The following is a 24812-nucleotide window of genomic DNA, read 5'->3' as shown; positions in this document are numbered from 1 at the left end:
ATCGTTCCTAACGCTGCGCGGGAACCAGCCCGCGCGGCTTGAACAGCAGCACGATGGCCATCAGGATGTAGATGCTGGCCGAAACGAGGCTCGAACTCGCGGAGTCCGACAGCTCGGGCGGCAGCAGGCGCGACATCCAGAAGGGGATGTAGGCGCGCCCCAGCGCATCGGTCATGCCGATCATCAGCGATCCCACCAGCGCGCCGCGCACCGATCCCACGCCGCCCACCACGATGACGACGAACGTGGTGATGAGGATCCGCTCGCCCATGCCGATCTCCACCGCCAACAGGGGCGCGGCCATCACGCCCGCAAAGCCGCAGAGCAGGGCGCCCAGCGTGAAGATCAGGGTGAAGAGGCGCTGGATGTTCACGCCCAGCGCGTCGACCATCTCGCCGTCGTCGGCACCGGCGCGCACCAGCATGCCGACCCGCGTGCGCGAGATCAGCAGCCACAGGCCGACCGCCACCAGCGCGCCCGCGCCGATGAAGGCGAGCCGCATGATGGGATAGTTCAACCCGGGCAGGAGCGCGACGGACCCGGACAGGAAGGGCGGGATGTCCATGAAGGGCGGACTGCGGCCGAACAGCACGGTTACCAGCTCATTGGTGAACAGAGTCAGCCCGAGCGTTGCCAGCACCTGGTCCAGGTGGTCGCGCCGATACAGGTGGCGGATGACCAGCAGTTCGACGATCAGGCCGTACAGCGCCGCGCCGGCCAGCGCGGCCAGCAGGGCGGCCGCGAACGAGCCCGTGGAGGCGGCCGCGCTGGCCGCGCAGAACGCGCCCACCATGTAGAACGAGCCGTGCGTCAGGTTGATGACGTTCATGATGCCGAACACCAGCGTCAAACCCGCCGACAACAGAAACAGCAAGGCGCTGTATTGCAGGCCGTTCAGGACCTGCTCTAGAAACATCAGCATTGCGACTCCTTCTTCGGAGAGCCTGTATGGCAAGGTGCGCGGCGCCGGCGAGTCCGGCGCCGCGCACCTTGTACCGCGTCATGGCATCTTGCAGTCTGCCGCGTGCACGTCGGTGTGGTCGCGGGCGAGCACCTTCAGGTTCTTGTAGACCAGCTTGCCGTCGGGGCCCGCCTCGATGTGCAGCAGATACCAGTCCTGAATCGGATGCTGATTCGAGCCGAACTTGAACTTGCCGCGCACGCTGGGAAAGTCGGCGCGCCGCAGGGCATTGCGGAAGTCGTCGGGTTTGCCGGCGATGTCGCCGTCCACGGCTTTCAACGCAGAGCCGATCAGATTGGCGGTGTCGTAGGCCTGGGCCGCGTAGGCGGTGGGCGCGCGGTTGTAGGCCTTGGTGAAGGCCTCGACGAAGTGCTTGCTCTGCGGATTGTCCAGGTCGGCGCTCCACAGCGAGCTCAGGTAAAAGCCCTTGCCCGCGGTGCCGGTGGCGGCCAGCATGCGGTCGTCCATCGAGTAGATGGGCGTGATCATCTTGATCTTGTCGGCCAGCCCCGAGTTGGCGAACTGCTTGGTCAGGTTGATGCCCGCGCCGCCCGGATGAAACTGGAAGATGGCGTCGGGATTGAGCGAGCGGATGCGTGCCAGCTCCACCGAGAAGTCGGCCTGTTCAAGCTTGGTGTAGATCTCGTCGGCGATCTCGCCTTTGTACGTGCGTTTGAAGCCGGCAATGGCGTCGCGGCCGGCCTGGTAGTTCGGCGCCATGATGACCACGCGCTTGGCGCCCAGCTCGTTGGCGGCCATGCCGGCGGTGTCGGCGTAGGAGTCGTTCTGGAACGCCACCGAGAAGTAATTGGGATTGCAGGCCTTGCCCGCGAAGTTGGACGGGCCGGCGTTCAGGCTGACGTAGAAAGCGCCAGCGTTGAGCACGGTAGGCCCGACGGCGGCCATGACGTTCGAAAAATTGATGCCGGTGAACAAACGCACGCCGCCCTGCACCATCTTGTCGGCGATCTGCTTGGCGTTGGCGGGCTTGAGCGCGTCGTCCTCCACGCGCACGTTGACCGGCACGCCGCCCAGCTTGCCGCCGCCTTCCTTGACGGCCAGCATGAAGGCATCGCGTTCGTCCTCGCCGATGTAGCCGGCGGGTGTGGACAGCGTGCCGATGAATCCGATGTCCACGGGTTTCTGCTGCGCGCTGGCCGCGTACGAGGCCAATGACAGCATGACGGCGGCCGCGCCGCGGATGGTGCTTTTTTGCATGGTTGTCTCCTCCTGTACTGATGCTTGTCTGCCGGATGCTCTTTGGCAAGCGGCGTTTACCCTGCCGTGCTGTTTACTGCTGCGCCGTGTCTTGCGGCATGCCTCCCGCCAGACAGTTCTCTACCTTCCACCCATACAGCCACTGCAATGCGTCATAGAACTGGGCTTGGCTGCGACCCGTCCACAGCATGTTGCGAACCGTGCGCTCCACGCCGCGCGCGTGATAGAGCCTGCCCATTTCGCGTGTGGACCACACCACGCGCGCACTGCGCGGGATTCGGACCGATTCATACAACCGGAAGGCGGCGGGCAGGTCGTGCTCGCACTGCCTGATGGCTTCGCCCAGCGTCACGGCGTCTTCCAGCGCCATGCAGGCGCCCTGAGCCATGTATTGAGTCATGGGATGCGCGGCATCGCCCAGGATCGTGACGCGGCCCTCGCCCCACCGTTCCACGGGTTCGCGATCGGCGGTCGCCCAGCGCTTCCAGGAGGTCGGACGGTCCAGCATCTGATGCGGCGTGGGATGAATGCCTTGGAAGTACGACAGCACTTCGTCCTTGCTGCCTTCCCGTACCCCCCATTCTTCCTGCTCGCGGCTATGGAAGGTGACGACCAGGTTGTATTGCTGCCCGCCGCGCAGCGGGTAGTGCACCAGGTGGCAATGCGGACCGGCCCAGAGCACGGGCGCATTGATGCGCAGTTCGCGGGGCATGTTTTCTTGCTCGACCACCGCGCGGTAGACGACGTGGCCCGTGACGCGCGCGGGATCGCCCACCATGCGCTCGCGGATCACCGACTTGACGCCGTCGGCGCCCACCACTGCGTCGGCGCGGTAGCGGTTCCCTTGCGTGTCCACAACTTCCACGCCGTGTTCGTCCTGCGCCATGCTGGCGATCTGCGTGGACGTGCGGAACTGGATCAGCGGGTCCCGCTGCACGGCTTCCAGGATCGACAGATGAATGTCGGCGCGATGGATCACCGCGTATGGGCCGCCAAACCGCGCGCGGAATGCCTCGCCGGTGTCGATGCGCACCACCTCCTTGGCGTCCACCGCGTCCATCATGATGATGTGGTCGGTGAATACCGCGCGCTCGCGCGCGGTGCGCCCCACGCCCAGCGCATCCAGCGCCGCGAAGGCATTGGGCCCGAGCTGTATGCCGGCGCCGATCTCGCCGATGTGCGCGGCCTGCTCCAGCAATTGCACGGCAATGCCCTGCCGCGTCAGCGCCAGCGCGGCCGCCAGCCCGCCGATGCCGCCACCCACGACGATCACGGTTTGCGTCTTCGGCTTTGCAGCCTGGTTCGTAGTCATGTCGGAATCTCGCGGGTCAGTCGTAGCCGCCCAGGAAGGCGCCCTGATGCTTCAATTGCGCCTGCAGCGCGGGAATGGAAACGTCGCCGGGCGCGATGCCGTCGCGCAGCGCCATCGCGGATGCGGTGCCGGCGGCCTCACCCATGACGAAGCAGCTGCCGCTGACGCGCGCCGCGGACTGGCCCTCGTGCGTCATCGACGCGCAGCGGCCAGCCACCAGCACGTTGCTGGCCACGCCCGCGCCACGCCGCGGCACCATCATGCGAAACGGCAGCTGGTTGTAGCCGCGCGATTCGGGAATGGGCGGCCACACCCACTTCACGTCGCCCGCCATGTGCATCTCCAGCGGCCAGCCGTTCACGCCGATGCTGTCCGGAAAATCCGCGCAGCCCAGCACGTGCTCCTGCGTCAGCACGGCCTCGCCCACGATGCGGCGCGTCTCGCGGATGCCAAGCTGCGGGGCGATGTCCAGCACATAGGCCTGTTCGAAGCCCGGCACCTTGGCGCGCAGGAACGCCAGGTAGTTCATGATCTGCCGGCGGCCTTCAAGCTCGCCCGCCGACAGGGAATCCGCGTCGGTCCCGTCCGCCGCGCTGCCGTCCGCGTTGGCCAGCTGCGTGACGTTGACGCGCCATTCGTAGTCGTGCTTTTGCGGACGCACGATGGCGCCTTTGCGCGGAAACGTGAATTCGCCGCTGGCCGCGGCCTCGTCCATCAGCGTGGGGATGGTCTTCCAGGCCTCTTGCGCGCGCGCGCCGTCCACGTTGCCCACCTTGAACATCAGCGTGGGGTAGAGCATGTGGCCGTGGGCGTCGCCCTTTTCAAACGGCAGGCCGCCCCACTGCGCCATATCGGCGTCGCCCGAGCAGTCGATGAAAATCTTTGCGCGCACGGCGCAGCGGCCGGACTTGGTTTCCAGGAACAGCGCGTCCACGCGCCCCTGCTCGTCACGCGTCAGACCCGTGGCCAGCGCATGAAACAGCACCTGCGCGCCGCTGTCCTGCACCAGGCCGTCGGCCGCGCACTTGAAGGCCGAGATGTCGTAGGCCTGCGCGTGGATCTTGCCGAGGATCAGATGCGGATCGTTCAGGCCGTCCATCGCGCGCATGCGGTCCAGCAGGTCGTCGGTCATGCCGTGCACCACCTGACGGATGTCGCCGTGGATGTTGGCGTGCAGCCCGCAGAAGTTGGACACGCCGGCGGCGGTGCCCATGCCGCCCAGGAAGCCGTAACGCTCCACCAGCAGCACGCTCGCGCCGTTGCGCGCGGCGCTGGCGGCCGCCAGCACGCCGGCGGGGCCGCCGCCCAGGACGACGACCTCGTACTCGCCATAAAGCGGCACCTGACGGGCGGGTTCGGTGATGACCATCTGACTCTCCTTGCTTTCATTGCAGCCGGCGCGCGGCGTCCTTATTGGCCTTGTTTGGCCTTCCTACTGGCCCTTGATCCCCAGCTTCTTGATCAGGGGCTCCCAGCGCTTCAACTCGTCATCCATGTAGCCGCGGAACTGCGCGGGCGTATCGCCCACCGGATCCATGAACTGCGCCTGCAGCCGCTTGGCGACCTCGGGATCGCGAATCGCCTGGATCAGCGCATCCGACAGCTTCTTCTGCACGTCGGCCGGCGTCTTGGACGACACCACGAAGCCGATCCACGCCGAACCTTCAATCCCCTGCACACCCACTTCCGCCAGCGTCGGAATGCCGGGCAGCAGCGCGGATCGCTTGGACGACGTCACCGCCAGCGCCTTCAGCCGGCCATCCTTCACCATCGGCATCACCGCGATGGGCGGCAACGCGGCAAACTGCGTGTCGCCCGACAGCAGCGACGTCAGCGCCGCCGGCGACGACGGGTAGGGCACGTGCGTGGCGCGCGCGCCGATCTGCTGCAACAGCAGTTCCACGGCCAGATGCGACACCGTGCCCGCGCCCGGCGACGGGAAGTTGTACTTGTCCGGATTCTTCTTCAGCGCGTCCAGCAGCTGGCCGATGTTGCCGATGCCGGCAGACGCGGGCACCACCAGCACGTTGGGCTGATGCACCGCCAGCGTCAGCGGCGCCAGGTCGGTGGCGGGCGCGTAGGGCAGCTTGTCGAACAGCAGCGTGTTGTTCACCAGCGGCCCGGTGATCGACACGCCGAACGTGTAGCCGTCGGGCTTGGCATTGGCGATGGCGAACGTGCCGATGTTGCCGCTGGCGCCCGGCTTGTTTTCCACAACGATGGTCTGGCCCAGAATCGCGCCGGCCTTCTCGCTGACGATGCGGGCCACCTGATCGGGGCTGGAGCCCGGGCCAAACGGCACCACCGCCTTGAGCGGTTGCGCCGGCCAGGCGTCGGCAGCGGTCGCAGTCGCCGTCGCGGCCAGCGGCGCCAGCACGGCAAGGGCCAGCGCCGCAGCGCGTGCCGTGACGCGGCGCGCAACGGCGCGGTCCGGCAGCAAGGTCAAAGCTTCAAGCATGCGTGTCTCCCACGTCCTTCATGGTGTCGAAATAGGTCTGTTCATTGACGATGAAGGCGGCAACCATCGCGCGATACGTGGCGTCCACCACCTGCTCCAGATTGGCAAAGCCCCGGTTGTGGCGCTCGGCCAGCGCCCGGGCTTTTTCAAATACCTGGGCCTGGCGCGCGGGCGCGCTGACCTGGAAGGCGTCGCGCTTGAACCGCGCGGCGTCCTTCACGTACATCGCGCGCTCGGCGATCAGCCGCACGATCTCGTCGTCCAGCCGGTCGATGTTGGCGCGCACGTCGGCCAGATTGGCGCAAAGCGGGCGATAGGCCGGATCGGTGTACTCGCGCAGCGGCGCGCCATGGGTTTCGGGTTCTTTGCTCACTGGGTGTAGTCCGGTTGCTCCGCGGGCGCGGCCTGCTGGAAGGCAGGTTGCGCATTGCAGTGTTCGACGATGCGCAGGATGCGCGGATAGGCGGACAGGTCGCAGCCCATGCGCTGGGCGTTGGCCACCTGCGGCACCAGGCAGCAGTCCGCCAGCGTCGGCGCTTCGCCAAAGCAGAACGCGCCGTGTCCGTGACGCACCAGCAGCGCCTCCACCGCCGTCAGGCCCTCGCGGATCCAGTGGTGATACCAGGCGTCCTTCTGCGCGGCAGTCGCGCCCAGCACGTCCTGCAGATAGCGCAGGATGCGCATGTTGTTGACCGGATGGATGTCGCACGAGATGGCGTGAGACAGCTCCAGCACGCGGGCGCGCGCCAGCGTGTCGGCAGGAATCAGGCGCGGCTCGGGATGCGTGGCGTCCAGATAGTCGATGATGGCGAGCGACTGCGAAAGCTGCACATCGCCATCGATCAGCAGCGGCACGCCGGCCGACGGGTTGCGCGCCATGTAGTCTGGCGCCCGCTGCTCCTGCTTGCGCAGGTTCACGGGCAGGTATTCGTAGGACAGGCCCTTGAGCGCAAGCGCGATGCGCACGCGATAGGAGGTGGAGCTGTTGAAGAAGTTGTGAAGTTGCATGCAAGTCTCCCGGCCTTAAGCCATCTGCACGCTGAGCGTGCCCAACCCGTCCACGCCGCCGACCATCCTGTCGCCGCGCACCACCGGCCCCACGCCTTCGGGCGTGCCGGTGTAAATCAGGTCGCCGGCTTCCAGACGGAAGTACTTGGAGAGGTACGCAATGGTCTCGGCGATGGACCAGATCAGCTTGCCGACGTCGCTGCGTTGCTTGTCGGCGCCATTGACCTGCAGCCAGATGTTGGCCTTCTCAATATCCTTGACCGATTGCGCGGGATGCAGCGGGCCGATGGGCGCGCTCTGGTCAAAAGCCTTGCCCAGTTCCCACGGCCGGCCCGCTTCGCGCATCTTCATCTGCAGATCGCGGCGCGTCATGTCCAGGCCGACGGCATACCCCCACACATGTTGCAGGGCTTCGTCGACAGCAATGTTCGCGCCGCCCTTGCCGATGGCCGCAACCAGCTCGATCTCGTAATGCAGGTTCGACGTCTCGGGCGGATAGGGCAGAGACAGCGTGCTGCCTTCGGCGACCGCCACCACGGCGTCGGCGGGCTTGCAGAAGAAGAACGGCGGCTCGCGGTCAGGGTCAAAGCCCATCTCGCGCGCATGGGCGGCGTAGTTACGGCCGACGCAGTACACGCGTCGCACGGGAAAACTGTCCTGGCTGCCGGCGATGGGCACGGCCACGGGCGCGGCGGGAGCAAACACAAACGACATGGATCACCCTTTTGATGGCGGAGGGAAATTTGAAAGGCGGCCGAGTGCGGCGGTCAGCCGACGCGCTCTTCGCGCCACAGGCCCAGCGCGTCCTGCACCGGGCGGTCGGAATAGCTGAAGAGCGTCGCGTCTTCCAGTGCGGCAAGTTGCACCGGCATCCAGGACGGCGCGACGAAGACATCGCGCGGACCAAAATGAAATTCCTGGTCGCCAATGCGCGCGGTGCCCCGGCCCTCGACCACGCTGTAGACCGTCGAGTCGGTCGTGCGCGTGGTCTTGCCCTGAAAGCCCGCCGGCAGGAACTGCATGAAGGTCGCCATCGTCGGCATGGGATAGCCGCCTGTGGCCGGATTCAGATAGCGCAGCTTCACGCCGTCCCACGGGTCCAGCTCGCCGTGCCGGTACAGCGCATCCAGCGCTTCGCGGCTTCGCTCGTAGGGATAGTTGAAGATCGGCGAAGTGCCGCTGGAAACCTGATGCCGCACCGGCGCCATGTTGTGGCCAAAGCGCGCCATGCTGTCGCCCTCGGGCCGCGTGACGGGCTGCGTGGCGGACGGGTAGTTCTCCGCAAAGCCTGCGTCCAGAAAGCGCAGCAGCGGAATATCCAGGCCGTCCAGCCAGACCACCGGCTCGCCGCCTTCGACGGTTTCCGCATTGCCGTGGTCATGCCAGGTCCATGACGGCGTGATGATGAAGTCGCCGGGGTGCATCGTCGTGCGCTCGCCATTGACGGCCGTGTAGGCGCCGCGGCCTTCCACGATGAAGCGCAGGGCCGACTGCGTGTGGCGATGGCTCGGCGCGATCTCGCCGGGCAGGATGAGCTGCAGACCCGCGTACAGGCTCTGCGTGATGCTGGCCTGGCCCGGCAGGCCAGGGTTTTCCAGAATCAGCACCCGGCGCACGGCTTCTTCCGCGGTGATCAGCGACCCCGACGCCATGACGTCGTCGCGCACATCGTCGTACTTCCAAAGGGCCGGCAAACAGCGCGGCGCGGGCTGGCGCGGCACCAGGTTGTGCAGCGACTCCCACAGGGGCGCCATGTGTTTCTTGGCGATGCGCGCGTAATAGAGGGCGCGCTCCGAGGCAGCGCTATCCGCGCCGGTGGGCTGACCGTCGTGCATGGTTGTCTCCTGTATGTCCGGCTACTGCCGGCTTCTACGGGCGGCCGCCGCGTGGGTTCGCGGCTGGTCCTGATATGGAGACGATTATGCGAGAAGGAGCTATGCGGTTTGAAATGAAATTATCTTATTATCCATACCAATAACCATATACATACGAGACAAACCTCCCACCAAGAGGGCCTGCATGGACTGGACCCACCGCCTGCGGCTGCGCAATCTCAAGATGCTGCTCAGCCTGGCCCAGACCCGCAACATCAGCCACTCGGCCGCCATGCTCAATACGACGCAGCCGGGCCTGTCGAAGTGGCTGAAGGATCTGGAAGACGATATTGGATTGCCGCTCTTCGAGCGCCACGCGCGCGGCCTGCGCCCCACGCCGCACGGCGACGTGCTGATCGCGCACGCGCAGCGCGTGGAATCGCAACTGGATCGCGCCAGTGCGGACATGGCAGCGCTGCGCGAGGGCGGCGGCGGACGCGTCGTGATCGGCGCATCGGGCGCGTCCGCGTCCGACACGGTGCCGCTGGCGGTCATGAAGCTGCTTGAGCGCATGCCGCAGGCGCGCGTCAAGCTGGTGGAGGGCACGACAGATCGCCTGCTGGCCCAACTGGCGCAAGGGGATCTGGACATCGTCGTGGGGCGCTCGGCGCCCGAGCATCACGATCCGGCCATCCGCTTCGAGGCGCTTTATCTGGAACCCATCCATCTCGTGGCGCGGCCCCGCCATCCGCTGTTCGCGGTGGAGCAGCCAAGCTGGCAGGACCTGCTCTCCTACCGCTGGATCCTGTGGCCTAAAGGCACGCCCATCCGCAACGCCGTAGACGCCGCACTCGCCGCGGCAGGACAGGCGCCGCCGCCGGACCATATCGAGTCGAACTCGGTGACGGTCAACCTGACCCTCATCAACAACAGCGACATGATCGGCGTCGCATCGCACCGCGCCGCGCTGCGGTTTTCGCAGATGCGCGCAATGCGCATCATCCCCGTACGTCTGTCAGGGTTCGGCTCGGTGGCGATGTACTGGCGTGAAGATGCATTCCGGCCGGTCGCGGTCGAGGAAGCGATGGCGGCACTACGAAACACGGTGGCCGAGCATGCGCCGGGAGTAACCCGGCTATGACACCCGCGCCTGCCTCCGGCCTGAATGCCCTGATCGAACAGTGCCAGAGGCTGGAAGCGGCGCTGAACGCAGGCAAGGACCCGGGGACGGCGGCATCGATGCACCGCTTTGTCGCGGAAATGGAAGCGGAAGAAGGCCGCGCGCCGCCGGGAACCTGGTCGCCGCTGGTGCTTTCCGTGCTGGTGATGGCGGGCGGGCTGGGCGTCGGCATCGAACTGCTGAGCCTGCTGCTGCGATTCGTGGGGCCGGCAATGGCGGCGTTTGCGCTGGTGGCGGTGTGCGCGGGAACCGCGCTCGCGCTGTCGATCGGGATGGTGCTGATGATGGCAGGACGGGTGCAGGGGGTGGTGCTGTTGAAGCGGGTCTGTATCGGGTTGATCGTTGTGGGGAGCTTCGGCGGGATCGCCTGGACACAGGGCGACGTCAGGGCGGTTGGGCCTGTGGTCGCGATGCTTGGCGGGCTGGGGGCCTGGTTGGTGATGAATTCTTCGGGGTTTTATGTGTTTGTGGGGTATCGGGTGGCGTTGCGATGTTTGGCTCGGAAGGGATAACGATCACGCGTCGTCTGTGTAGCGCTTGAAAGGCGCCGCGTAACGCGCGGCATGTCCTAGCGCCCAAGCGCTTCCGGCGGTAGCGACGCACCGCGCACGTTGAAGACTCGGCACACCGCGTACCAGCACAACGCGGAGAACAGGTTGTAGGGAAAGAACACGAGCCACATGGGCAACAGCCAGTTCTTCTTGCCTTGCAGCTCGCCCGGTTCGCCCGTGCGCCAAGGCGCGTAGTGACGCCAGGCTTCGGCTGGGGTCATGCAGATACGGTGAAGCGGGGCATACCACCAGTTGGACTCCCCTGGCGGGGGCAACCTGTCGGGGCCTTCATCCATGAACTGCCGGATGTACTCCCACACCTGCGCGACGTATCTGGGGTCTGGGTCGCTGCTGTTGTTACTGTCGACCCAGAGGACGATGCGGTCTTTTTCTTGATCGGCTGCAGGTCGAGGGCCGAACGCGAGAGCGTAGCTTGTACTGAACGAGCGGCCGCCGAACTCTGTACGTGCAAAAACACCGCCCTGCGTCTGCTCCCAATCAAACTCAATAAGCGTCTTGTTGCGCCGATAGTAGACCTTTTTCAACCTTCTATTGAAATAGAAGTTCGACAAGCGCTTGATGCAGAAAATTCGATACCCGGAGAGAAGGAGAGAAAGAAGAATGAAGCCAAGGGTGCAGGCGACTAAAGTCCAAAAGAAAACGCCGTAGCTAGTTTGTTCCATCAACATCCAACCCAGATAGCCGACCATCAACAGGTTCATTGATGTGTACAGCTTTCCTGAAAATACTGAATCGACGACCCAGGGATTTCTCAATGACAACACTTCGTCGGTGACATTGAAAACCTGATCGTGAACAGCCGGCGCGATGCCTGTCGCGGCTTCGGGAGAAAACTGCCAACTTACATTCATGACTAGCGCTTCAGAAAAAATTGAGCAGAGGCCACGGCACTTTCATCGAGTCCGTGGTTTGGAACAAACTTGACCTCTAAGGCGAGGCCGGAGTGCCCCACTATCTCTTTGACTAGGTTTATGACCAGCCCTCCGGGAACTTGATAAATCCTTGTTGTGGTCGCGCCAGGAACAACTTGTTTTGGGGGGCCTGGGATCCTCAATTCGTACGACCAGTCGCTTTGTCCCATGACATATTCCCGCAGGAAGACCGTAAATTCGGCGACGCCAGAAGCCGGTAAGCCTTTCGCGGGTAAAGCCCCCCACCAAGAGGTATTGTCCAGCCAGCGACTGTCGGCGCCCAGGATGCCTAGCGTTTGAGCTTGCTGCTTGTCCAACAATGCTGGCGCGAAATAGGTGGCGTACCAAGCCTTAATTTCTGCTTCCACGTCGGAATATGGCGGTAGTTCTTTATCCTTGTTCGGTATGATGTCATCGCGAAATTCGCCGTCATTCTCGAGGGTTCCGAACACGCTACGAGCGGCCCACAATTCGATGGGTTCGTGCTTGCGTTCTCTGGCTGCCGCGTGAAACGCGACGCCGCCGGCGACAACTGCTGCTCCAAGTAAAGCCACGGCTGCGGCTGCAAGGCCTGCGAATGGAATTACCATCGTCGGCGCCGCAATGGCGAGAGAGCCTTCCAACAGCGCCACGCTACCGAGGAGAACCATGAATCCTCCGGCAACTGTGTAGCCGGCGGCGGTCTCATCGCCGTTTTGTGCTTGTCGGCCAGCTTTCGCGATATCGGAAGCGAAGCTCGTCAAAATCGCTGGATAGCCCACCCACCGGCTAAACAAGTTGCTTCCAATTACTCGTATAAAACCATTGCCAAATGCCATCCCCGGCCCCGCTGTGCTGACGCGAAGCATGATGACTTTATGAGCGGCCCGCGCGCTGACCAGCACCGCCGCAGCGGCGCCCGCCGCGCCAAAAATCGCGGAAGCGAAACCAGTCACATACTCGAAGGACGGGTCGCTCAGCATGTTGTCATAGGCAGACTTCAGGTTCACGATGTTGAACCAGAGCATGCCGACGTTCAACGCTCCCCCGCCGGTGGTGGTGAGGATCGATGCCAATTTCGGTTTCACTCGTTGGGTCAACGTCTCCTCAATGGTCACCTTGCGGCTACCGTGGACGCGAACCTTCTTTATCTCCTCGACCTTCGCCATGCCAGACTTGATGAGGTTGTCGACTTCTCTGCTGAAGGCATCCGTGCGTACCACCTCGTCGGTGATGCGGTAGCGAGCGCCAATCAAGCCCATGGCCTTGCTTGCATTCGCCTCCTCAGCGGCGGCGAGTACCCGTTGCCGCAGGGTGCGGCTGGCATCCCAGCGGGTTTTTCCGCGCATGCGTTTGAGCACCACGGTGGTCACCGTTTGTGCTGTCAGGTCCGTGACGCCGGCCGTGGCTGGAAATCGTCCCGCCAGATCCTCAATGATGTAATCCGCGGCGCCCAGCAAGGACCCTACCGCATCGGCTTTTTCCTTGAAGGGGTTGAATGGCGCCAACGCCGTATAGATCGGGCTGTCATGCTTGTCGAGCCACGCATTCAACCGCATAAAGCGAGGATCGTCGTCCTCGGTGCCGGGCAACGATTGGCTCATGGGATGAATCAGCATGGACAGGGACACTTCCAGCCCTATCGCTGATATTCGGTTGTTGCGATCGTAAGCGGTCAGGGGCGCCGCGAGGCTGTTCGGATCGTTCTCGTATGCGGCTTCCGCAGTGGCAAGCCAATGATCGTGATCTTCGCTGGCCTTGGCCACGATGACGTGGAGATGTCCCAGTCGGCTCTTCACCTCGTCGCGCTCGGCCAGGAATCGGCGATATTTGGCCTTGTCGATTCGCTTTCCTAGACGGCTGCCGTCGGGCGAAACATGCTCGTTCGTAAGCACTTCGAATGCCATCTCGGAGGGAGTAAGGCGCCGGTGGTGGCCGACCTGCTTTTGCTGATGCTCATAGCGCGACTTTGCCACCTGCTCTGGCGCATGCTTGTCGCCCGGGTACATGGTGCGCAAGGTCTTTTCAAGTAGCAAAGCCGTCAGGTTTCGGTGATGGTAGCTCTGGCTCTTGGCACTCAAGACCTCCACGTCCCGGCTAAATGCCTCCGGAAACCCCCTCGCGTCGTACTCTGGGTGGTCCATGTTGGTGGCCGGATGGACCCGTTCGGAGGGCATCAGGTCGCGTGTCTGATGCTGATACGCGGCGACGGACAGGCTGAGGTCCTGACATAGTCCCTCTGCGTCATTGAGCACCACGACTGCGGGCACCCGCGATTGCGTAAACCGATAGTGATTTCGTTGGGCCAGAAACCTGCTGATGGGCAGATCATCCTTGCTGGCATGGCTGCTCCATTCGAGCGGCAAACGCTCGTGGCGTGGTTTGAAGTCCTCGACCCACCGGGTCAATGCATCCGCCGGCAGCACATGGTGCTGGCCGGAGGGCGATTTGTCACCCGAGGTCAGTTCGGCCATGTTCAGCGGCCGCATATGACGCCGCCGCATCGCAGTATCTGCGGAAATCTTTGTCGTCATGTCATTGGTCCAGAGGTGCGGGCTATAGCCGATCCACACCTCTGCGGCAGTCGTGGGGCAGGTGTCTGCCCACACCCACCCCATGCGCGCGCCCGCCTTGTACTTGTCCCTCCTGTCGTAGTTCTCCAGTCCGGTGTATGTCAGTTCCTGATAGTGACCTTCACCGTCGTACTCGTGGATGACGAGCTTTTCGCGCTTGGAACCCTTCATGAAGACATAGACGTATCCCGGGCGAATGGCGCGCAAGGTATACGAAGACAATTGCAGGCGCGGGAAGGCCGCTTCGAGCTTGAAGCCGGACGCGGCATACCGGTACGGGGAAGAGCCGTCCGCGTTCGGGACAACCGCATATCGTATGGGAAGGATCGGAATGCGTGCGCTGCACGCCGGAGCTGACGTTGCGCTGCCGACAGTAGTCTTAGCCATGGGTTGATTCCCGTGTGCGTACCAGCGATTCCAACTGACGCAGGCGCGCCTGCGGAGACTCAGTCAAGTCGTTGAGAATGCCGCGCGCCTCATCGCTCTGAAGCAGCCATGGATCATGAGCGAGTACGCTGATGTATTGGGCTGCGACGACTTCATCGTGAAAATTCAGGCGGTCGGCCAACTGAAGAAGCTGCTCTACCCAGCGGCGAATCTCGTCGATGCTGCGGCCGCTGTGATCCGGCATCGAATGCACGTCGTAGATGCGGCTAAGCACGAAGTGCTCTCTTGTGTTGGCGTCGAAGCGTTCAAGTTCGTGAGGGCGCAGCATCAGCACACCCGTCTTACCGCCAACATATCCGGAGACCTCGCGGTCCACGCGGCGCCAGTCGTGAACTGGACCCCAACTGGCGCGCCAAAGCAAGGCGCTGATCGGGCCGAGCCACGCATCCCGCTGGTCGTTGTCCAACGCCTCCAGCCAGGCGGCAAGGTGATGCGGCTGGACGTTGAGGGTGGCTTCGCCCTCAGAAGGCAGGTCAAGTTGCACCAGACCCCTGAGGTGTGCCGACAGATCGCCGAGATCGGCCGCCGAACCGATGACAATCGCGCCGCCCGCGGGCGCCCAGTGTGTGAGCGCCTGATTCATCAGCCCAGGCTGGTTCGTTGCGTCAACCAGCAGCGGGCCACGGTCAAACTGTTCATCCAGTGACGTGCCTTGCCAGACCCAGGCATGCCAGGGCAGGGGATCGAACTCCTTCACCATATCCAGTGCTCCCGGCGCATACGCCGGGCGATATTCGCCCTCTTGCGGGACAGGGCGGTAGGCCCAGTTTTGTAATGGCACCGTCATCAGCAACAGATAACGAAATGGCGCGCGAGGAAGCGCGTCCTCTGCGATGTCCTTGCCCAGTGACGTGATCCAGGGCGGAGCTTTGGGAAGCGTCATCGCGCAAGCCCTCCCAGGCAGCGGCAGTCGGATAAGGGGCATGTACCGTCGGGACGGCGACCGCACAGGCGATCAATGGGTTTTCCGGTTGCGGGTCTACCCTGGATCGAAAACGGGTTACCACCGCCACCCCCCTTCTGACTCATCGGCCCCTTGATCAAAATAGCGACCCCATCAAGCGTTATCCCCGACCCGTCAATCCGTATCGTTCCCCCCGGCCCCTTCAGTATCAGACTCTCCGCCGCCTGCACCTCATAAACCTTCGTGCGCTGCCGGATCGCCTGTCCCGCCTGCAGTTCCGAATGCCCTTCGACGGTGAGTTCCTGATGCCCGCCAATACTCACCCAATGATTCGCCACGGTCTTGTCGCGGCGGTTATTGCCCACTTCCTCGGTGCGGTCCTTGGTGGTGTAGATCGTGTGATTGCGCCCCACGGTCAAAAAATCATCCCGTCCGATGTCGTGCCGCCGGTCCTGGCCGATGTTGACCTGTTCGTCGTTGCCCACGGTCTCCTTGCGGTCGTGGCCGATCGTGATGGTTTCATCGTTCTCGACCTGCTCGCTGCGGTCGTGCCCCACAAAGGTGGTTTCGTCGTTGTTGACGTGGATGTTCTGGTCCTTCTGCGCGTGGACGTAGATTTCTTCCTGGTCCTTCTCGTCCTCGAAGCGCAGTTCGTTGTATCCCTCGCCTTTGTGGGTCTTGCTTTTGATCGTCATCCGCGTCTTGTGACGCGGCAGTTCGTAGGGCGGCAATTGCAGGCGGTTGTAGACGCGGCCGGTGATCACGGGCTGGTCGGGGTCGCCGTCAAAGTAAGAGACGATGACTTCCTGACCGATGCGCGGGATGGCCATGTGGCCCCAGGTGGCGCCGGCGATGTTCTGCGAGACGCGAATCCAGCATGAGCTGTATTCGTCCTCGTTGCCGAGCCGGTCCCAGGGGAACTGGACCTTCACTCGGCCATACTCGTCGGTATAGATCTCTTCATTGGGCGGGCCGACCACCATGGCGTTCTGCGGGCCGTCGATGCGGGGCCTAGGCAGCGGTTCCGCGCGCCACTCGGCGTCGTCCGGGACCAGTTCGGCTTCGTAGCTGTAGTGTGTTCCCAGCTGGGCCTGTGCACTTTCCTCGGCCTGACTTGTGTGCTGGATGCCGCGGTGGACAATGTGCACCGGACGCCAGCCGCGGTTCAGGTCGTCGCGCGGATGACCGGCGAGGGTGAATGAAATGCCCGGTTGCAGCCGCGGGTCATCACCTTGAACAACAGCGACGCGCGCATCGCGGCGATGGCCGCGCAGGCGGTTCTCAGCGAAAGGTCTGCCGGCTTCGTCAAACTTGGCCCGAGCAGGGTAGTCATAGCGTTCGTAACGGCGGCCTTGATGCTCCAGATCTCGGCCATCTCGGCTGTGCTGGTGGGTGTAGCGCGGATGGTGAAAGGTGTAGTCGCGCTGGGTCTGGCGCGCAGTGCGCACGTTCTCGGTGTACGAGAAACGGCGCAGCGCCGGCTGCGGCTGGTCACCACCGGGGATCGGGTTGTACTGCACCGGCTCATCGCCGACGCGGCCATGGATGAACAGGCGGTCGCTGTGGACCAGGTGATGGCCCTCGGCGGTATGGCGGAAGGAATAGAAGAAGCCTTCCTCGCGCATGATGCGCTCGACGAAGTGATAGTCGGTGTCGCCGGCCTGCACGCAGTATGCGCGCGCCTGGTGTTCGGTGGTGCTGCGCTGCTCGTAATCCTGGGTAAGGCCATGCGCCTTGAGCACCGCTTCGGCGATCTGCGGGACGCTTTGCGACTGGAAGATGCGCCAGTCGGAACTGAGCTTCAGTCGCGCCAGACGCGGCTCCACGATTGCGGAGTAGCGTGACCTGCGAAAGCCCGTGTCGCGCTGAGCGAAAGCGGAGACCGCGCCGTGCACGTACCGCACCGGGGTGTCGGCGTGCCAGATGGTGAGCAGTGCGGCGCGGTCCAGCACTGCGCCGAAATCGATGGCGGGGTTGGCACTGGCCAGCTCCACGTCCAGCAGGAAGGCTTCCGACAACCCTTCCTGCAGCGTGAATTCGATGACTTCGAAGGACTCGTCGCCGATGGTAAACGTGAAGCGCAGATCGGATTGCGTGGGCATGGTGTCTCTATCTTCGTTTCGGTGCAAGCCAGGTCACTGCTTGAGGATGCTCTCTAGCGAATCCAGCACCATCTGCGTGGCGGCGCCGAGTTTCAGGGAGAAGTACAGATAGGCGCCGGCAATAACGGCCGCGGCCACCGCCCACGGCGTCCATAGCGGCCATTGGCGGTGAAGCTTTCGGCGAAGTCTGGCGATGTTCGCGGGCGCGTCCACCAGCCGCTCGGGCGCGTCGCCCCGAAGTTGGCGCAGCTGCTCATGCAGTCGGGTGATGATGGCGTTGAGCGTGTCCTTGTTGTTGTGCTGCTGGCCATACTTGCCCTGGTAACCCAGGCACAGGCACAGATACTTGAACTCGAGCGCGTCGCGGTACTTGGCCGCATCCATCTGCATTCGGGCCAGCACCGTGAAGAACTTTTCTCCGCCCCAGGTTTCGTTGTGGTGGTAGCTGAGCAGTGACCGGCCCTTCCAGCGCGATCCCACCCCCCAAGGCGTGGCCATTACTGCCTCGTCGATGAAGGCGCACAAGGCATAGCGGAATGACAGCTGCGTCGCCCCGTCGTAGCCGAGCTGCCGGACCTCTTCGGACAGCGCGGTGATATGGTCCCGGACGTTCTCATAGAGGCGGCTGACCTCTTCTTGCGGCAGCTCGATCATGCGGCGTACGCGAATCACCAGACCGAAGAGCGGCTGGGCGATGTCCACCAGCGGGTTGATGCTATGGCCACGCAATTGAAATTGCAGGTCCTCGTCCGCATTGATGCGAAAGACGCCGTCGTACAGGACACTTTCGGGGTCATGAACGATGGGATCACGCGGCGCGCGCATGAAATCGTCGGGCACGTCGGGCAGGGCGGAACCCTTGGAAGGATTGTCGATACGGTCGTTGCCGACCATTATGGTTTGGCTCATCTCATTGACTCCGAATGGCCCAGAACTGCAGCTCCAGCTCCGGGAAGTCGCCGGTAATGTGGAAGCCGAAGCCAGTTGATCCTTGAGGCATCAGACGCTGCCAATGGGGATGCGACCGGTCGAGCTGGAAGTAGGTGAAGCCGGCATGGAACGGCAGATGGCGCGGCGCGACGGGCAACGTCATCAACGGAACCCCGGGCAATTGCAGGCGGATCAGCTCCTGCAGCAGCTGATGCGACGCCACCTTGGCCTGGCGCACGAACTGTTGCCGCATCTGCTCCAGCGGCATGCGCGCGCGGACCGCCAGGATGAAGTCGGCGCTCTGCAGCAGGCTGGGGTCGTGGATTTGCGCGGTGTAGACGCCGTGACCCTGCATGTCCAGCGGCAGCGACACGGCGCGTGGCTGCAGCACGGTGCTGAGGACCCGGCGCAGGGTCTCCTTCAGCATACGGAACGAGGTCTGCGGCGAGTCGTGCTGATACGCGGGGTAGTCCTGCGGCAGCCGGCCCTCGTCGGTGAAGGTGGTCAGCTCACCGCACGCCTGGCCGCAGGCCAGATATGCATCGACCGGACGAACGTCCGGGTCGCGGGCCAGGTGTCGGAACAGATGCTGCCAGCGGTTCAGCGCCTGCAGCAGGTTGAAGTCGGTGATATCCGCGACCCCGGACTGGCCCGGAGACCCGATCCGGTGCGCGATGCTTTTCGCGCGCTCGTGCATCAGCGCGGCGATCTCTTCCATGAAATGCGCCAGCGGCCGGATGGCCTGCAAATACATGCCCGTGATGTGAAAGTCGCTGTCCAGCAGCAGGCTGCCATCGGGACGGCGGTCGAGAATGCGGCTCAGCGCCAAGCCGGTGAAGGCGCTGCGATCGTCGCGGTTCAGCGCCAGTTGCAGGTTGGGCACGGCCAGGGCGATGGGCGTGTGATTGCCCTGATGGCTATGGGTGTCGCGGATGTCTTCCGTGCGATGGATGTAGCGGGCGTTGCCCAGCGTATCGGGCCAGCGGACCTCGGATATGCCGTCCGAACGTAGCGGCAGGGTCAGGTAGACCGTCTGGTTGGCGGCGGTCGCATCCAGAATCGACAACGGCTCGGGCGGGGGCTGGTCGTGCGGGATGTTGAAGGCGGTGCCGTCGGGCATGATGCCGCGGGCCCGCACGATGGCGATCTTGCCGAACGACAGGAACTCCTGATTCAGCTCCAGCTCGGAAAAGCCGTAGCAATATCGGCTGCCCATGCGCACGTTGACGTAGTGTTCAAGGTACCGGTCGGTCTGCTGGAAATGCTGGGGTTTGACGAACTGCCCTTCGCCCCAAACGACGGGATTGCGGCTGGTCATGGATTTTTTCTCGCTTGATTGCGGGCGCGTGGAGCGGCCCTTTCGGGCCGGTAGTTTTCGTCGGTGATGGCGACGCGGGTGTCTTGCAGGGTGACCAGCAGGGCGTACTTGCGGCTGCGCGGTTCCACCCGGAGAACGTCGTACCAACGTTGCGCGTCGGGTGCGTTGAAGGCTGCGACGACGGCGACGTAATGCGTGTCTTCGTCCAGCTCGTGATAGTTGATGAACTTGAATTGACCGGGCGCGAGCATGTAGTCGTCGGCCTTGATGTACGTGCTTCCCAACGCCTTCTTCGGGGCGTTGCGGACCAGGTCGGGGTCGGCGTTCTCCAGCAGCGAATCGTCCTTGAGCTGAATCACGCGAAAGGCGATGGGCGTGGCGTTGACGTGATCTGCGGCGGCGAGTGCCGCCGCGGGCGCCAGGGGGACCCCGTCGCGGTATTGACCCAGGGCCACATCCACGTCGTAGCCGCCCGCGACTTCGCCAGTGGCGGCAGTCGACTTTTGCGCGTCGTCGCCCTGGCGCAGTTGCCACTGCACAGGGAAGGGAACCCGGCTCGTCGTCACCGTGTCCGCCCACAGGCGATCAAGCGCGGGACTCACGGCGACGGATCGCGGCTTGAAGACCTTGGTGAAACCGGACCTGACCAACGTGCTCGTGCCGTCTTCAGAAGCCGCTGCCGCCGAGGCCTCTTGATGCAAGTGGTCGAGCAATGTCTGCAGACTGTGGACCAGGTCTTCGCGCGATTCGCCGTGCACATTGACCGAGAACGACCGTTCATCCAGCGCAGCCGGCGCCAGATCCACGGCCGGCTCGGCCACGGGATTGGGATTCACGTCTTTGGTGGCGTACAGACTCAAGGCCACTTGCGTCGGCTGATCCTCGGGCGGCCCTACCTGAATGCCGGGATCCATCAGGACCTGCCCCGTCTTCGTGAGCACGTTTCCGACCGTGGTGCAGCCGGACAGCAACGCCGCGATGCACAAGAGTCCAACTGCTGGCCTCATGGTTCTTCCTTGCGCAGGGCCTGATCGTAGGCCTGGTCAAAGACCTCCCAGAACAGCTTGTCGAAACCCTGCTGCCGGCTGGACTTCAGTTCTTCGTAGTAATGGCGGTACATCTGCCATGCCCAATCGCCGGGCAATGCCTCGGAGTGTTGGCCAGACCGGTACCTGGCGAAGCGGCGTTCAAGCTGGTCGGGCGCGAATGCCTGCAGCAATGCGTTCAGGCCCGCTGCAACTGCCTTGAGCATCGCACGATGCTGCTCGCCGATCTGCTCCAGCGATTCCTCGACGGCGGCAGTGGGCGACAGGTGAACCATGCTGCGATCCCGCGAAAAGAGGGCGCGCACGGTTTCGGGGTAGGTCTGCGCGAGACGCAGCGGATTGTCTTCGATGGGTTGCAGGGTGCGTTTGGCTAACGCCAGTCCCTTGCCTTCAGGTGTGCTGTTCAGCGCGGCGAGACCGCGGATGAGCGCGGCGAGGGTGGTGCCGGCCTCGAACAGCAGGGTGTGCGCGGCATGGGGGTCCAATGCACCGACCGGTGCGCCCAGGCCTTCGACCAGCGGCGCTACAAGGCCTGCCGCGTCGCCAGTCTGATTGAACTGATTCTGGATCCATTGATCGGACGCGCCAGGGGCTGCAGAAGAAGGGGGGTGTCCCGACATGGGGGGATCTCCGAAGGCATGCAAAGGGGAGCCGGAAACGGCTTCGAATCGGGTGGTGGACAGGTCGGCCTGCGCGGCCAGCTGGGTTTGCCCGTAATTCCGGGAATCCAGCACGGCGGCGCTGCTGGACAAGGCGGAATCCGACCGGGCGGCCTCTTCAAGCGCCAGCAAAGGGTCCAGCCGTCCTTGCGGCGAGGGCTCCGACAACGCGTCGAACTCGTGCCAGCCGGGATCGGGCGTCTGGTTCGGCGCAAGCGCATCGTCGCGGTGGTGGGGCAAGACGTCGATAGGTTCATTCGACGTCCCCAGCAGCTCGGCTACGTCATGTTCAGCGAGATGCCGGGCTGGGTCGGGCAGGTTGTAGGTCTCGCCATCCAGGTTGACCGTCAGGCGATAGGGTCCGACATGCAGGATGTCTCCGCCGCGCAGCCGGGCGCCGACGAGCGTGCCCAGCGGGTCCATCTGGTCGTTCACTCGTGTCTGACCGCAGCGGTCAATGACGAAGTAGCTGCCGTCTTCGTAGCGGACCTCGCAGTGAATGGATTGCACGCGGCCGGACCGGTCATGCAGGATCCAGTCCGCGCCGTTGGCGCCGATCGTGCCGCCTGCGGTGTCAAACATGCACCGGGGCTGGCTACCTTTCTGCAGAACCTGAGGATTGTCGACCACCAGGGCAAGGCGATGATTGGAGGATGTGGGTGTCATGTGCGCAGAGTGACTCTGACGGGCGGCGGGAGGGTTGTGGCCGGCTGCTCAAGAAAGCTGGTCCACCCCAATTGGGTGCCGTCGGCGTGCCGAAGATTGAAGGGAGGAACTTCGTCCTGACGCAGGCCAAGTTCGAGGTCGCAGGGCACCGGGTCGCGCAGCAGGAACACGACAAGCTGGCGCAGTCGCTCGAAGTTTTCGCCTTCCGGCAGGAATTCACGGAAGCGGTCCTGGCTCAAGCCCGATATCACGATGACGAAGCTGCAGTGCCGGGTACGGACGCTGTCGCCGATCTGGAAGCTTTCGCTGAGCTGGCCGTTGCGCCGGCCGAGCCGGATGCGGTCGCAGTCGTCGATGAGCGTGTAGCGCAGCTCGAAATCGCGGATCTGCACATCCTTCAGATCGAAGCAATGCGCGATCAGCCCGGCCAGCATGGTCGGCGAACGGCTGCGCAGGACCACCGCGCCTGCAAAGCTCAGCAGCCGGCTCCAGGCGATCGGCGTGTCGCCGCGGGTCGCGTCATGCTTCAGGCCGATGAGTGCGAAGATCCGCCGCGAGAACTGATCGTCCGCACCGCGCCGGAAGCGGACGTAATACCGGTATTTGCGCCAGGCCTGGTGTAGCAGCGTCAGCAGGCGATGGTTGAAGAAGTCCAGGAACGCCGGCCGGATGCCCACGCCTTGGCCGGCCTCGTAGGCCAGGTGATCCAGGTAATAGCTGGGCAAGGGGGAATCCGTGCCGTGCATGCCGAAGAACGTGGCCTGCACGCGATACTGGTGCGGAACGTGATCCTCCAGGCGTTCGGCCAGGGCGACGTCGGAGGCCGGAAAGCCAAGCCCGGCGTGATTGCCAAGGAGCACGCGCTGATGATCCGCATCGAAGCTGTCGGGCGATTCCAGATCGTCCTCGTGCAGCGCATGCAGGCGCTCCAGAAGGCAGAAGAAGTCATGCCTTTTGGCCTCGGCCAGCAATGCGTCACTTAGATCAGGGGCTGCGTGCCGCTGCGCATGGGCCATGCGTAGTGCTCCTGATTGGTGGTGTTGATCGCTTCCAGCACGTGGAAAGACGACAGACTGGCGTACAGCGACAGGAAGTGGCTGAGCACTGTCCCGAACAGGTAGAGATCGCCCTCGCAGGAAAAGCCGTTCTGGTCCAGCTTCAAAAGGGTGCGCGTGCCTCGGATCGGCAGGCCCTTGAACATCCGGTCAATCGGCTCGCTGACCACTTCCTGCAGACCGTCCAGACGTTTTTGCGTCGTCCGCGCGCGTTGAATATCGTGATGCGCCGAAAAATCGTAGTTGCCGATAATCGCCTTCAGCGGTTCGGCCGACAGCAACGATAGGTAAGTGGGCGAGAGGTTGGAGATCAGGCTCCAGTGCAGATCGCCATCCAGGACCGGACGGTACGGCGGCGTGGGCGTGGTCAGATTTCTGAAGCGGACAAACGCCGGGGTGTCGCGCATTCCTTCGCGGACATCGCCCACACCCAGCGCCAGCGGGTAATCGCGGTTGGTGCACGTCAGCGCGAGCGATACGGTCTCTTCCCGCCCGATGTAGTGGTGATCGTCTCCTCGCACGAAGGCGATGCGGTGCTCGACGCCCGAATCGACCAGCGATGACGACAAGCGCGTGCGGTAATACAGCGTGGTGCGGCCGCGTTCGTGTTCGATCTGATGGCGCAGCGACTCGAAGGGCTCGTAGGTGCGCAGCCATTCTCCGGGTTGCGCGCTATCGCCGTTCTTCCATCCGTCGACCTTGTCGATACTGAAGATCTCATACGCATCGGCCCGCTGCCCACCAGGCATGAGACGGTGCTCGGCAGCCTTGCCGGTCAGGCGGATGGGTTCGGCATCGTGTTCGAACAGGTTTACCGCCGGCGTGCAGTACAGCGCGATGTCGTCCTTGCGTACGCGCACGTCCGCCGGCATGGGCCGCGTGAAGTGGAACTCGATGCGCACGTTGGTCGCGGGCTGGTCCGGCCAGAATCCGAGCAGGTGCGTCAGGGAGAAGAAGTAGAAGCGCCTGGGAAAGAGAAAGTACTCCTGGAGGATGCGGTATCCATCCATGGCGTTCTTGGGGTAAGGCAGCAGTGCGGCATCAGGCTGGAACCCGGGAAAACCAATCTGGTTGACCGGTATGTGACGAACCACGCCCGACGATTCCAGGCGGATCTCGCTCAGGTACTTGGCCAGCCACAGGTAGAGCGTCTGCGCCGTGTAGTCGCTGCCGCTCAGGTAGAACTCGAGCTTGTCGCAGCCAAAGGTGTTGGGCGGATTCTGGCTCAGAGTGGCCAGATCGACGCGGACAATCGACTTTTCCAGCGAATGGCCGTCATTGACGTCGGCGACCTCGAACGGGAATATCGACACGTCCTGGCAGGTACGGAACTGGCACTGCACGCCGTCCACAGGCCGAGACTGGATACTGGTGCCGCGTGGCACGGTCTGGCGGCCGGTGATGGAATGGTCGGTGGGTTCGAACTGCATGATGGTGGCGCTGGGCAGGGGCCGCAGATAGTTGGGCCACAGCATTTGCAGCAGCGAGTGCGTCAGTTCAGGAAAATCGTCCTCGATCTTGAGGCGCAGCTTCGCGGTCAGGAAGGCAAAGCCTTCCATCAGGCGCTCGACGTCGGGGTCGGTCGCTTCCTCGCCAAGAAACGGCGCCAGCTGCGGGTTGTTGCGTGCGAAGACGCGCCGCAAGCGGCGCAGGTAGTCCAGTTCCTCGCGGAATTTTCCCTTCAGTGGCATCCGGTCAG

21 protein-coding genes are annotated in these 24812 nt (G+C 63.7%); 2 read left to right on the top strand and 19 right to left on the bottom strand.

Features of this window, described 5'->3' with window-relative positions; all coding sequences use genetic code 11:
- Positions 1 to 7: 7 nt before the first annotated feature.
- The 9 genes from CLM73_RS26085 to gtdA all read right to left on the bottom strand — a co-directional run bounded on the left by CLM73_RS26085 (position 8) and on the right by gtdA (position 8792).
- Positions 8 to 922 (bottom strand): branched-chain amino acid ABC transporter permease, encoded by a 915-nt coding sequence (locus tag CLM73_RS26085; protein ID WP_105240906.1) that lies wholly within the window; start codon positions 920 to 922, stop codon positions 8 to 10.
- A 78-nt stretch (positions 923 to 1000) separates the two neighbouring features.
- A complete protein-coding gene (locus CLM73_RS26080; protein ID WP_105240905.1) occupies positions 1001 to 2179 on the bottom strand; it encodes an ABC transporter substrate-binding protein in 1179 nt (392 codons plus the stop codon).
- 73 nt (positions 2180 to 2252) lie between these two features.
- Positions 2253 to 3491: a 3-hydroxybenzoate 6-monooxygenase gene (locus CLM73_RS26075; protein WP_105240904.1), complete on the bottom strand. Its 1239-nt coding sequence runs from the start codon at positions 3489 to 3491 to the stop codon at positions 2253 to 2255.
- A gap of 16 nt (positions 3492 to 3507) precedes the next feature.
- Positions 3508 to 4860 carry an FAD-dependent oxidoreductase gene (locus CLM73_RS26070; protein ID WP_105240903.1) on the bottom strand — a complete coding sequence of 451 codons (1353 nt, stop codon included), beginning with the start codon at positions 4858 to 4860 and terminating at the stop codon, positions 3508 to 3510.
- 63 nt (positions 4861 to 4923) lie between these two features.
- Positions 4924 to 5949 carry a Bug family tripartite tricarboxylate transporter substrate binding protein gene (locus CLM73_RS26065; protein WP_105240902.1) on the bottom strand — a complete coding sequence of 342 codons (1026 nt, stop codon included), beginning with the start codon at positions 5947 to 5949 and terminating at the stop codon, positions 4924 to 4926.
- The gene (locus CLM73_RS26060; protein ID WP_105240901.1) at positions 5942 to 6322 is read right to left on the bottom strand and encodes a chorismate mutase; all 381 of its coding nucleotides are present in this window, start codon (positions 6320 to 6322) and stop codon (positions 5942 to 5944) included. The genes CLM73_RS26065 and CLM73_RS26060 overlap by 8 nt, the downstream gene beginning before the upstream one ends.
- On the bottom strand, positions 6319 to 6957 hold the full coding sequence (gene maiA / locus CLM73_RS26055; RefSeq protein WP_105240900.1) for a maleylacetoacetate isomerase: 639 nt from the start codon (positions 6955 to 6957) through the stop codon (positions 6319 to 6321). The genes CLM73_RS26060 and maiA overlap by 4 nt, the downstream gene beginning before the upstream one ends.
- A 15-nt stretch (positions 6958 to 6972) precedes the next feature.
- Positions 6973 to 7671, bottom strand: coding sequence for a fumarylacetoacetate hydrolase family protein (locus CLM73_RS26050; RefSeq protein ID WP_105240899.1), 699 nt, complete (start codon positions 7669 to 7671; stop codon positions 6973 to 6975).
- Between the two features lie 53 nt (positions 7672 to 7724).
- Positions 7725 to 8792, bottom strand: coding sequence for a gentisate 1,2-dioxygenase (gene gtdA, locus CLM73_RS26045; RefSeq protein WP_105240898.1), 1068 nt, complete (start codon positions 8790 to 8792; stop codon positions 7725 to 7727).
- A gap of 184 nt (positions 8793 to 8976) precedes the next feature.
- Here gtdA and CLM73_RS26040 point away from each other — a divergent pair, with 184 nt between their 5' ends.
- Together CLM73_RS26040 and CLM73_RS26035 are read left to right on the top strand one after the other, a co-directional pair.
- The gene (locus CLM73_RS26040; RefSeq protein WP_105240897.1) at positions 8977 to 9912 is read left to right on the top strand and encodes a LysR family transcriptional regulator; all 936 of its coding nucleotides are present in this window, start codon (positions 8977 to 8979) and stop codon (positions 9910 to 9912) included.
- The gene (locus CLM73_RS26035) at positions 9909 to 10463 is read left to right on the top strand and encodes a hypothetical protein (RefSeq protein ID WP_105240896.1); all 555 of its coding nucleotides are present in this window, start codon (positions 9909 to 9911) and stop codon (positions 10461 to 10463) included. Before CLM73_RS26040 ends, CLM73_RS26035 begins: the two co-directional genes overlap by 4 nt.
- A gap of 56 nt (positions 10464 to 10519) precedes the next feature.
- Here the strand turns inward: CLM73_RS26035 and CLM73_RS26030 are convergent, their stop codons facing one another.
- The 10 genes from CLM73_RS26030 to tssF form a co-directional block, all read right to left on the bottom strand.
- Positions 10520 to 11374, bottom strand: coding sequence for a DUF6708 domain-containing protein (locus tag CLM73_RS26030; protein WP_234015757.1), 855 nt, complete (start codon positions 11372 to 11374; stop codon positions 10520 to 10522).
- Between the two features lie 2 nt (positions 11375 to 11376).
- Positions 11377 to 14373, bottom strand: coding sequence for a T6SS effector BTH_I2691 family protein (locus tag CLM73_RS26025; RefSeq protein ID WP_105240895.1), 2997 nt, complete (start codon positions 14371 to 14373; stop codon positions 11377 to 11379).
- On the bottom strand, positions 14366 to 15316 hold the full coding sequence (locus CLM73_RS26020) for a DUF4123 domain-containing protein (RefSeq protein WP_105240894.1): 951 nt from the start codon (positions 15314 to 15316) through the stop codon (positions 14366 to 14368). Before CLM73_RS26020 ends, CLM73_RS26025 begins: the two co-directional genes overlap by 8 nt.
- The gene (locus CLM73_RS26015; RefSeq protein ID WP_105240893.1) at positions 15313 to 17439 is read right to left on the bottom strand and encodes a type VI secretion system Vgr family protein; all 2127 of its coding nucleotides are present in this window, start codon (positions 17437 to 17439) and stop codon (positions 15313 to 15315) included. The genes CLM73_RS26020 and CLM73_RS26015 overlap by 4 nt, the downstream gene beginning before the upstream one ends.
- A gap of 33 nt (positions 17440 to 17472) precedes the next feature.
- Positions 17473 to 18348 carry a type IVB secretion system protein IcmH/DotU gene (gene icmH, locus CLM73_RS26010; protein WP_105240892.1) on the bottom strand — a complete coding sequence of 292 codons (876 nt, stop codon included), beginning with the start codon at positions 18346 to 18348 and terminating at the stop codon, positions 17473 to 17475.
- A 1-nt stretch (position 18349) separates the two neighbouring features.
- Complete coding sequence (gene tssK / locus CLM73_RS26005; protein ID WP_105240891.1) at positions 18350 to 19687, bottom strand: type VI secretion system baseplate subunit TssK; 1338 nt, start codon at positions 19685 to 19687, stop codon at positions 18350 to 18352.
- Positions 19684 to 20694: a type VI secretion system lipoprotein TssJ gene (gene tssJ / locus CLM73_RS26000; RefSeq protein ID WP_105240890.1), complete on the bottom strand. Its 1011-nt coding sequence runs from the start codon at positions 20692 to 20694 to the stop codon at positions 19684 to 19686. Before tssJ ends, tssK begins: the two co-directional genes overlap by 4 nt.
- A complete protein-coding gene (tagH, locus tag CLM73_RS25995) occupies positions 20691 to 21974 on the bottom strand; it encodes a type VI secretion system-associated FHA domain protein TagH (RefSeq protein WP_234015756.1) in 1284 nt (427 codons plus the stop codon). The genes tssJ and tagH overlap by 4 nt, the downstream gene beginning before the upstream one ends.
- 80 nt (positions 21975 to 22054) lie before the next feature.
- Positions 22055 to 23074 carry a type VI secretion system baseplate subunit TssG gene (gene tssG / locus CLM73_RS25990; RefSeq protein ID WP_105240888.1) on the bottom strand — a complete coding sequence of 340 codons (1020 nt, stop codon included), beginning with the start codon at positions 23072 to 23074 and terminating at the stop codon, positions 22055 to 22057.
- Positions 23038 to 24804, bottom strand: coding sequence for a type VI secretion system baseplate subunit TssF (gene tssF, locus CLM73_RS25985; RefSeq protein ID WP_105240887.1), 1767 nt, complete (start codon positions 24802 to 24804; stop codon positions 23038 to 23040). The genes tssG and tssF overlap by 37 nt, the downstream gene beginning before the upstream one ends.
- Positions 24805 to 24812 lie beyond the last annotated feature (8 nt).

Source organism: Achromobacter spanius (genome assembly GCF_002966795.1).
GTDB classification, from domain to species: domain Bacteria; phylum Pseudomonadota; class Gammaproteobacteria; order Burkholderiales; family Burkholderiaceae_B; genus Achromobacter; species Achromobacter spanius_D.
This window is presented reverse-complemented; position numbering and strand designations above follow the sequence as displayed.

Bases quoted from the DNA above. Each gene is read 5' to 3' on its own strand.
- CLM73_RS26085 (WP_105240906.1), bottom strand. From the start codon at position 922: ATGCTGATGTTTCTAGAGCAGGTCCTGAACGGCCTGCAATACAGCGCC.
- CLM73_RS26080 (WP_105240905.1), bottom strand. From the start codon at position 2,179: ATGCAAAAAAGCACCATCCGCGGCGCGGCCGCCGTCATGCTGTCATTG.
- CLM73_RS26075 (WP_105240904.1), bottom strand. From the start codon at position 3,491: ATGACTACGAACCAGGCTGCAAAGCCGAAGACGCAAACCGTGATCGTC.
- CLM73_RS26070 (WP_105240903.1), bottom strand. From the start codon at position 4,860: ATGGTCATCACCGAACCCGCCCGTCAGGTGCCGCTTTATGGCGAGTAC.
- CLM73_RS26065 (WP_105240902.1), bottom strand. From the start codon at position 5,949: ATGCTTGAAGCTTTGACCTTGCTGCCGGACCGCGCCGTTGCGCGCCGC.
- maiA (WP_105240900.1), bottom strand. From the start codon at position 6,957: ATGCAACTTCACAACTTCTTCAACAGCTCCACCTCCTATCGCGTGCGC.
- CLM73_RS26050 (WP_105240899.1), bottom strand. From the start codon at position 7,671: ATGTCGTTTGTGTTTGCTCCCGCCGCGCCCGTGGCCGTGCCCATCGCC.
- gtdA (WP_105240898.1), bottom strand. From the start codon at position 8,792: ATGCACGACGGTCAGCCCACCGGCGCGGATAGCGCTGCCTCGGAGCGC.
- CLM73_RS26040 (WP_105240897.1), top strand. From the start codon at position 8,977: ATGGACTGGACCCACCGCCTGCGGCTGCGCAATCTCAAGATGCTGCTC.
- CLM73_RS26035 (WP_105240896.1), top strand. From the start codon at position 9,909: ATGACACCCGCGCCTGCCTCCGGCCTGAATGCCCTGATCGAACAGTGC.
- CLM73_RS26030 (WP_234015757.1), bottom strand. From the start codon at position 11,374: ATGAATGTAAGTTGGCAGTTTTCTCCCGAAGCCGCGACAGGCATCGCG.
- CLM73_RS26025 (WP_105240895.1), bottom strand. From the start codon at position 14,373: ATGGCTAAGACTACTGTCGGCAGCGCAACGTCAGCTCCGGCGTGCAGC.
- CLM73_RS26020 (WP_105240894.1), bottom strand. From the start codon at position 15,316: ATGACGCTTCCCAAAGCTCCGCCCTGGATCACGTCACTGGGCAAGGAC.
- CLM73_RS26015 (WP_105240893.1), bottom strand. From the start codon at position 17,439: ATGCCCACGCAATCCGATCTGCGCTTCACGTTTACCATCGGCGACGAG.
- icmH (WP_105240892.1), bottom strand. From the start codon at position 18,348: ATGAGCCAAACCATAATGGTCGGCAACGACCGTATCGACAATCCTTCC.
- tssK (WP_105240891.1), bottom strand. From the start codon at position 19,687: ATGACCAGCCGCAATCCCGTCGTTTGGGGCGAAGGGCAGTTCGTCAAA.
- tssJ (WP_105240890.1), bottom strand. From the start codon at position 20,694: ATGAGGCCAGCAGTTGGACTCTTGTGCATCGCGGCGTTGCTGTCCGGC.
- tagH (WP_234015756.1), bottom strand. From the start codon at position 21,974: ATGTTTGACACCGCAGGCGGCACGATCGGCGCCAACGGCGCGGACTGG.
- tssG (WP_105240888.1), bottom strand. From the start codon at position 23,074: ATGGCCCATGCGCAGCGGCACGCAGCCCCTGATCTAAGTGACGCATTG.
- tssF (WP_105240887.1), bottom strand. From the start codon at position 24,804: ATGCCACTGAAGGGAAAATTCCGCGAGGAACTGGACTACCTGCGCCGC.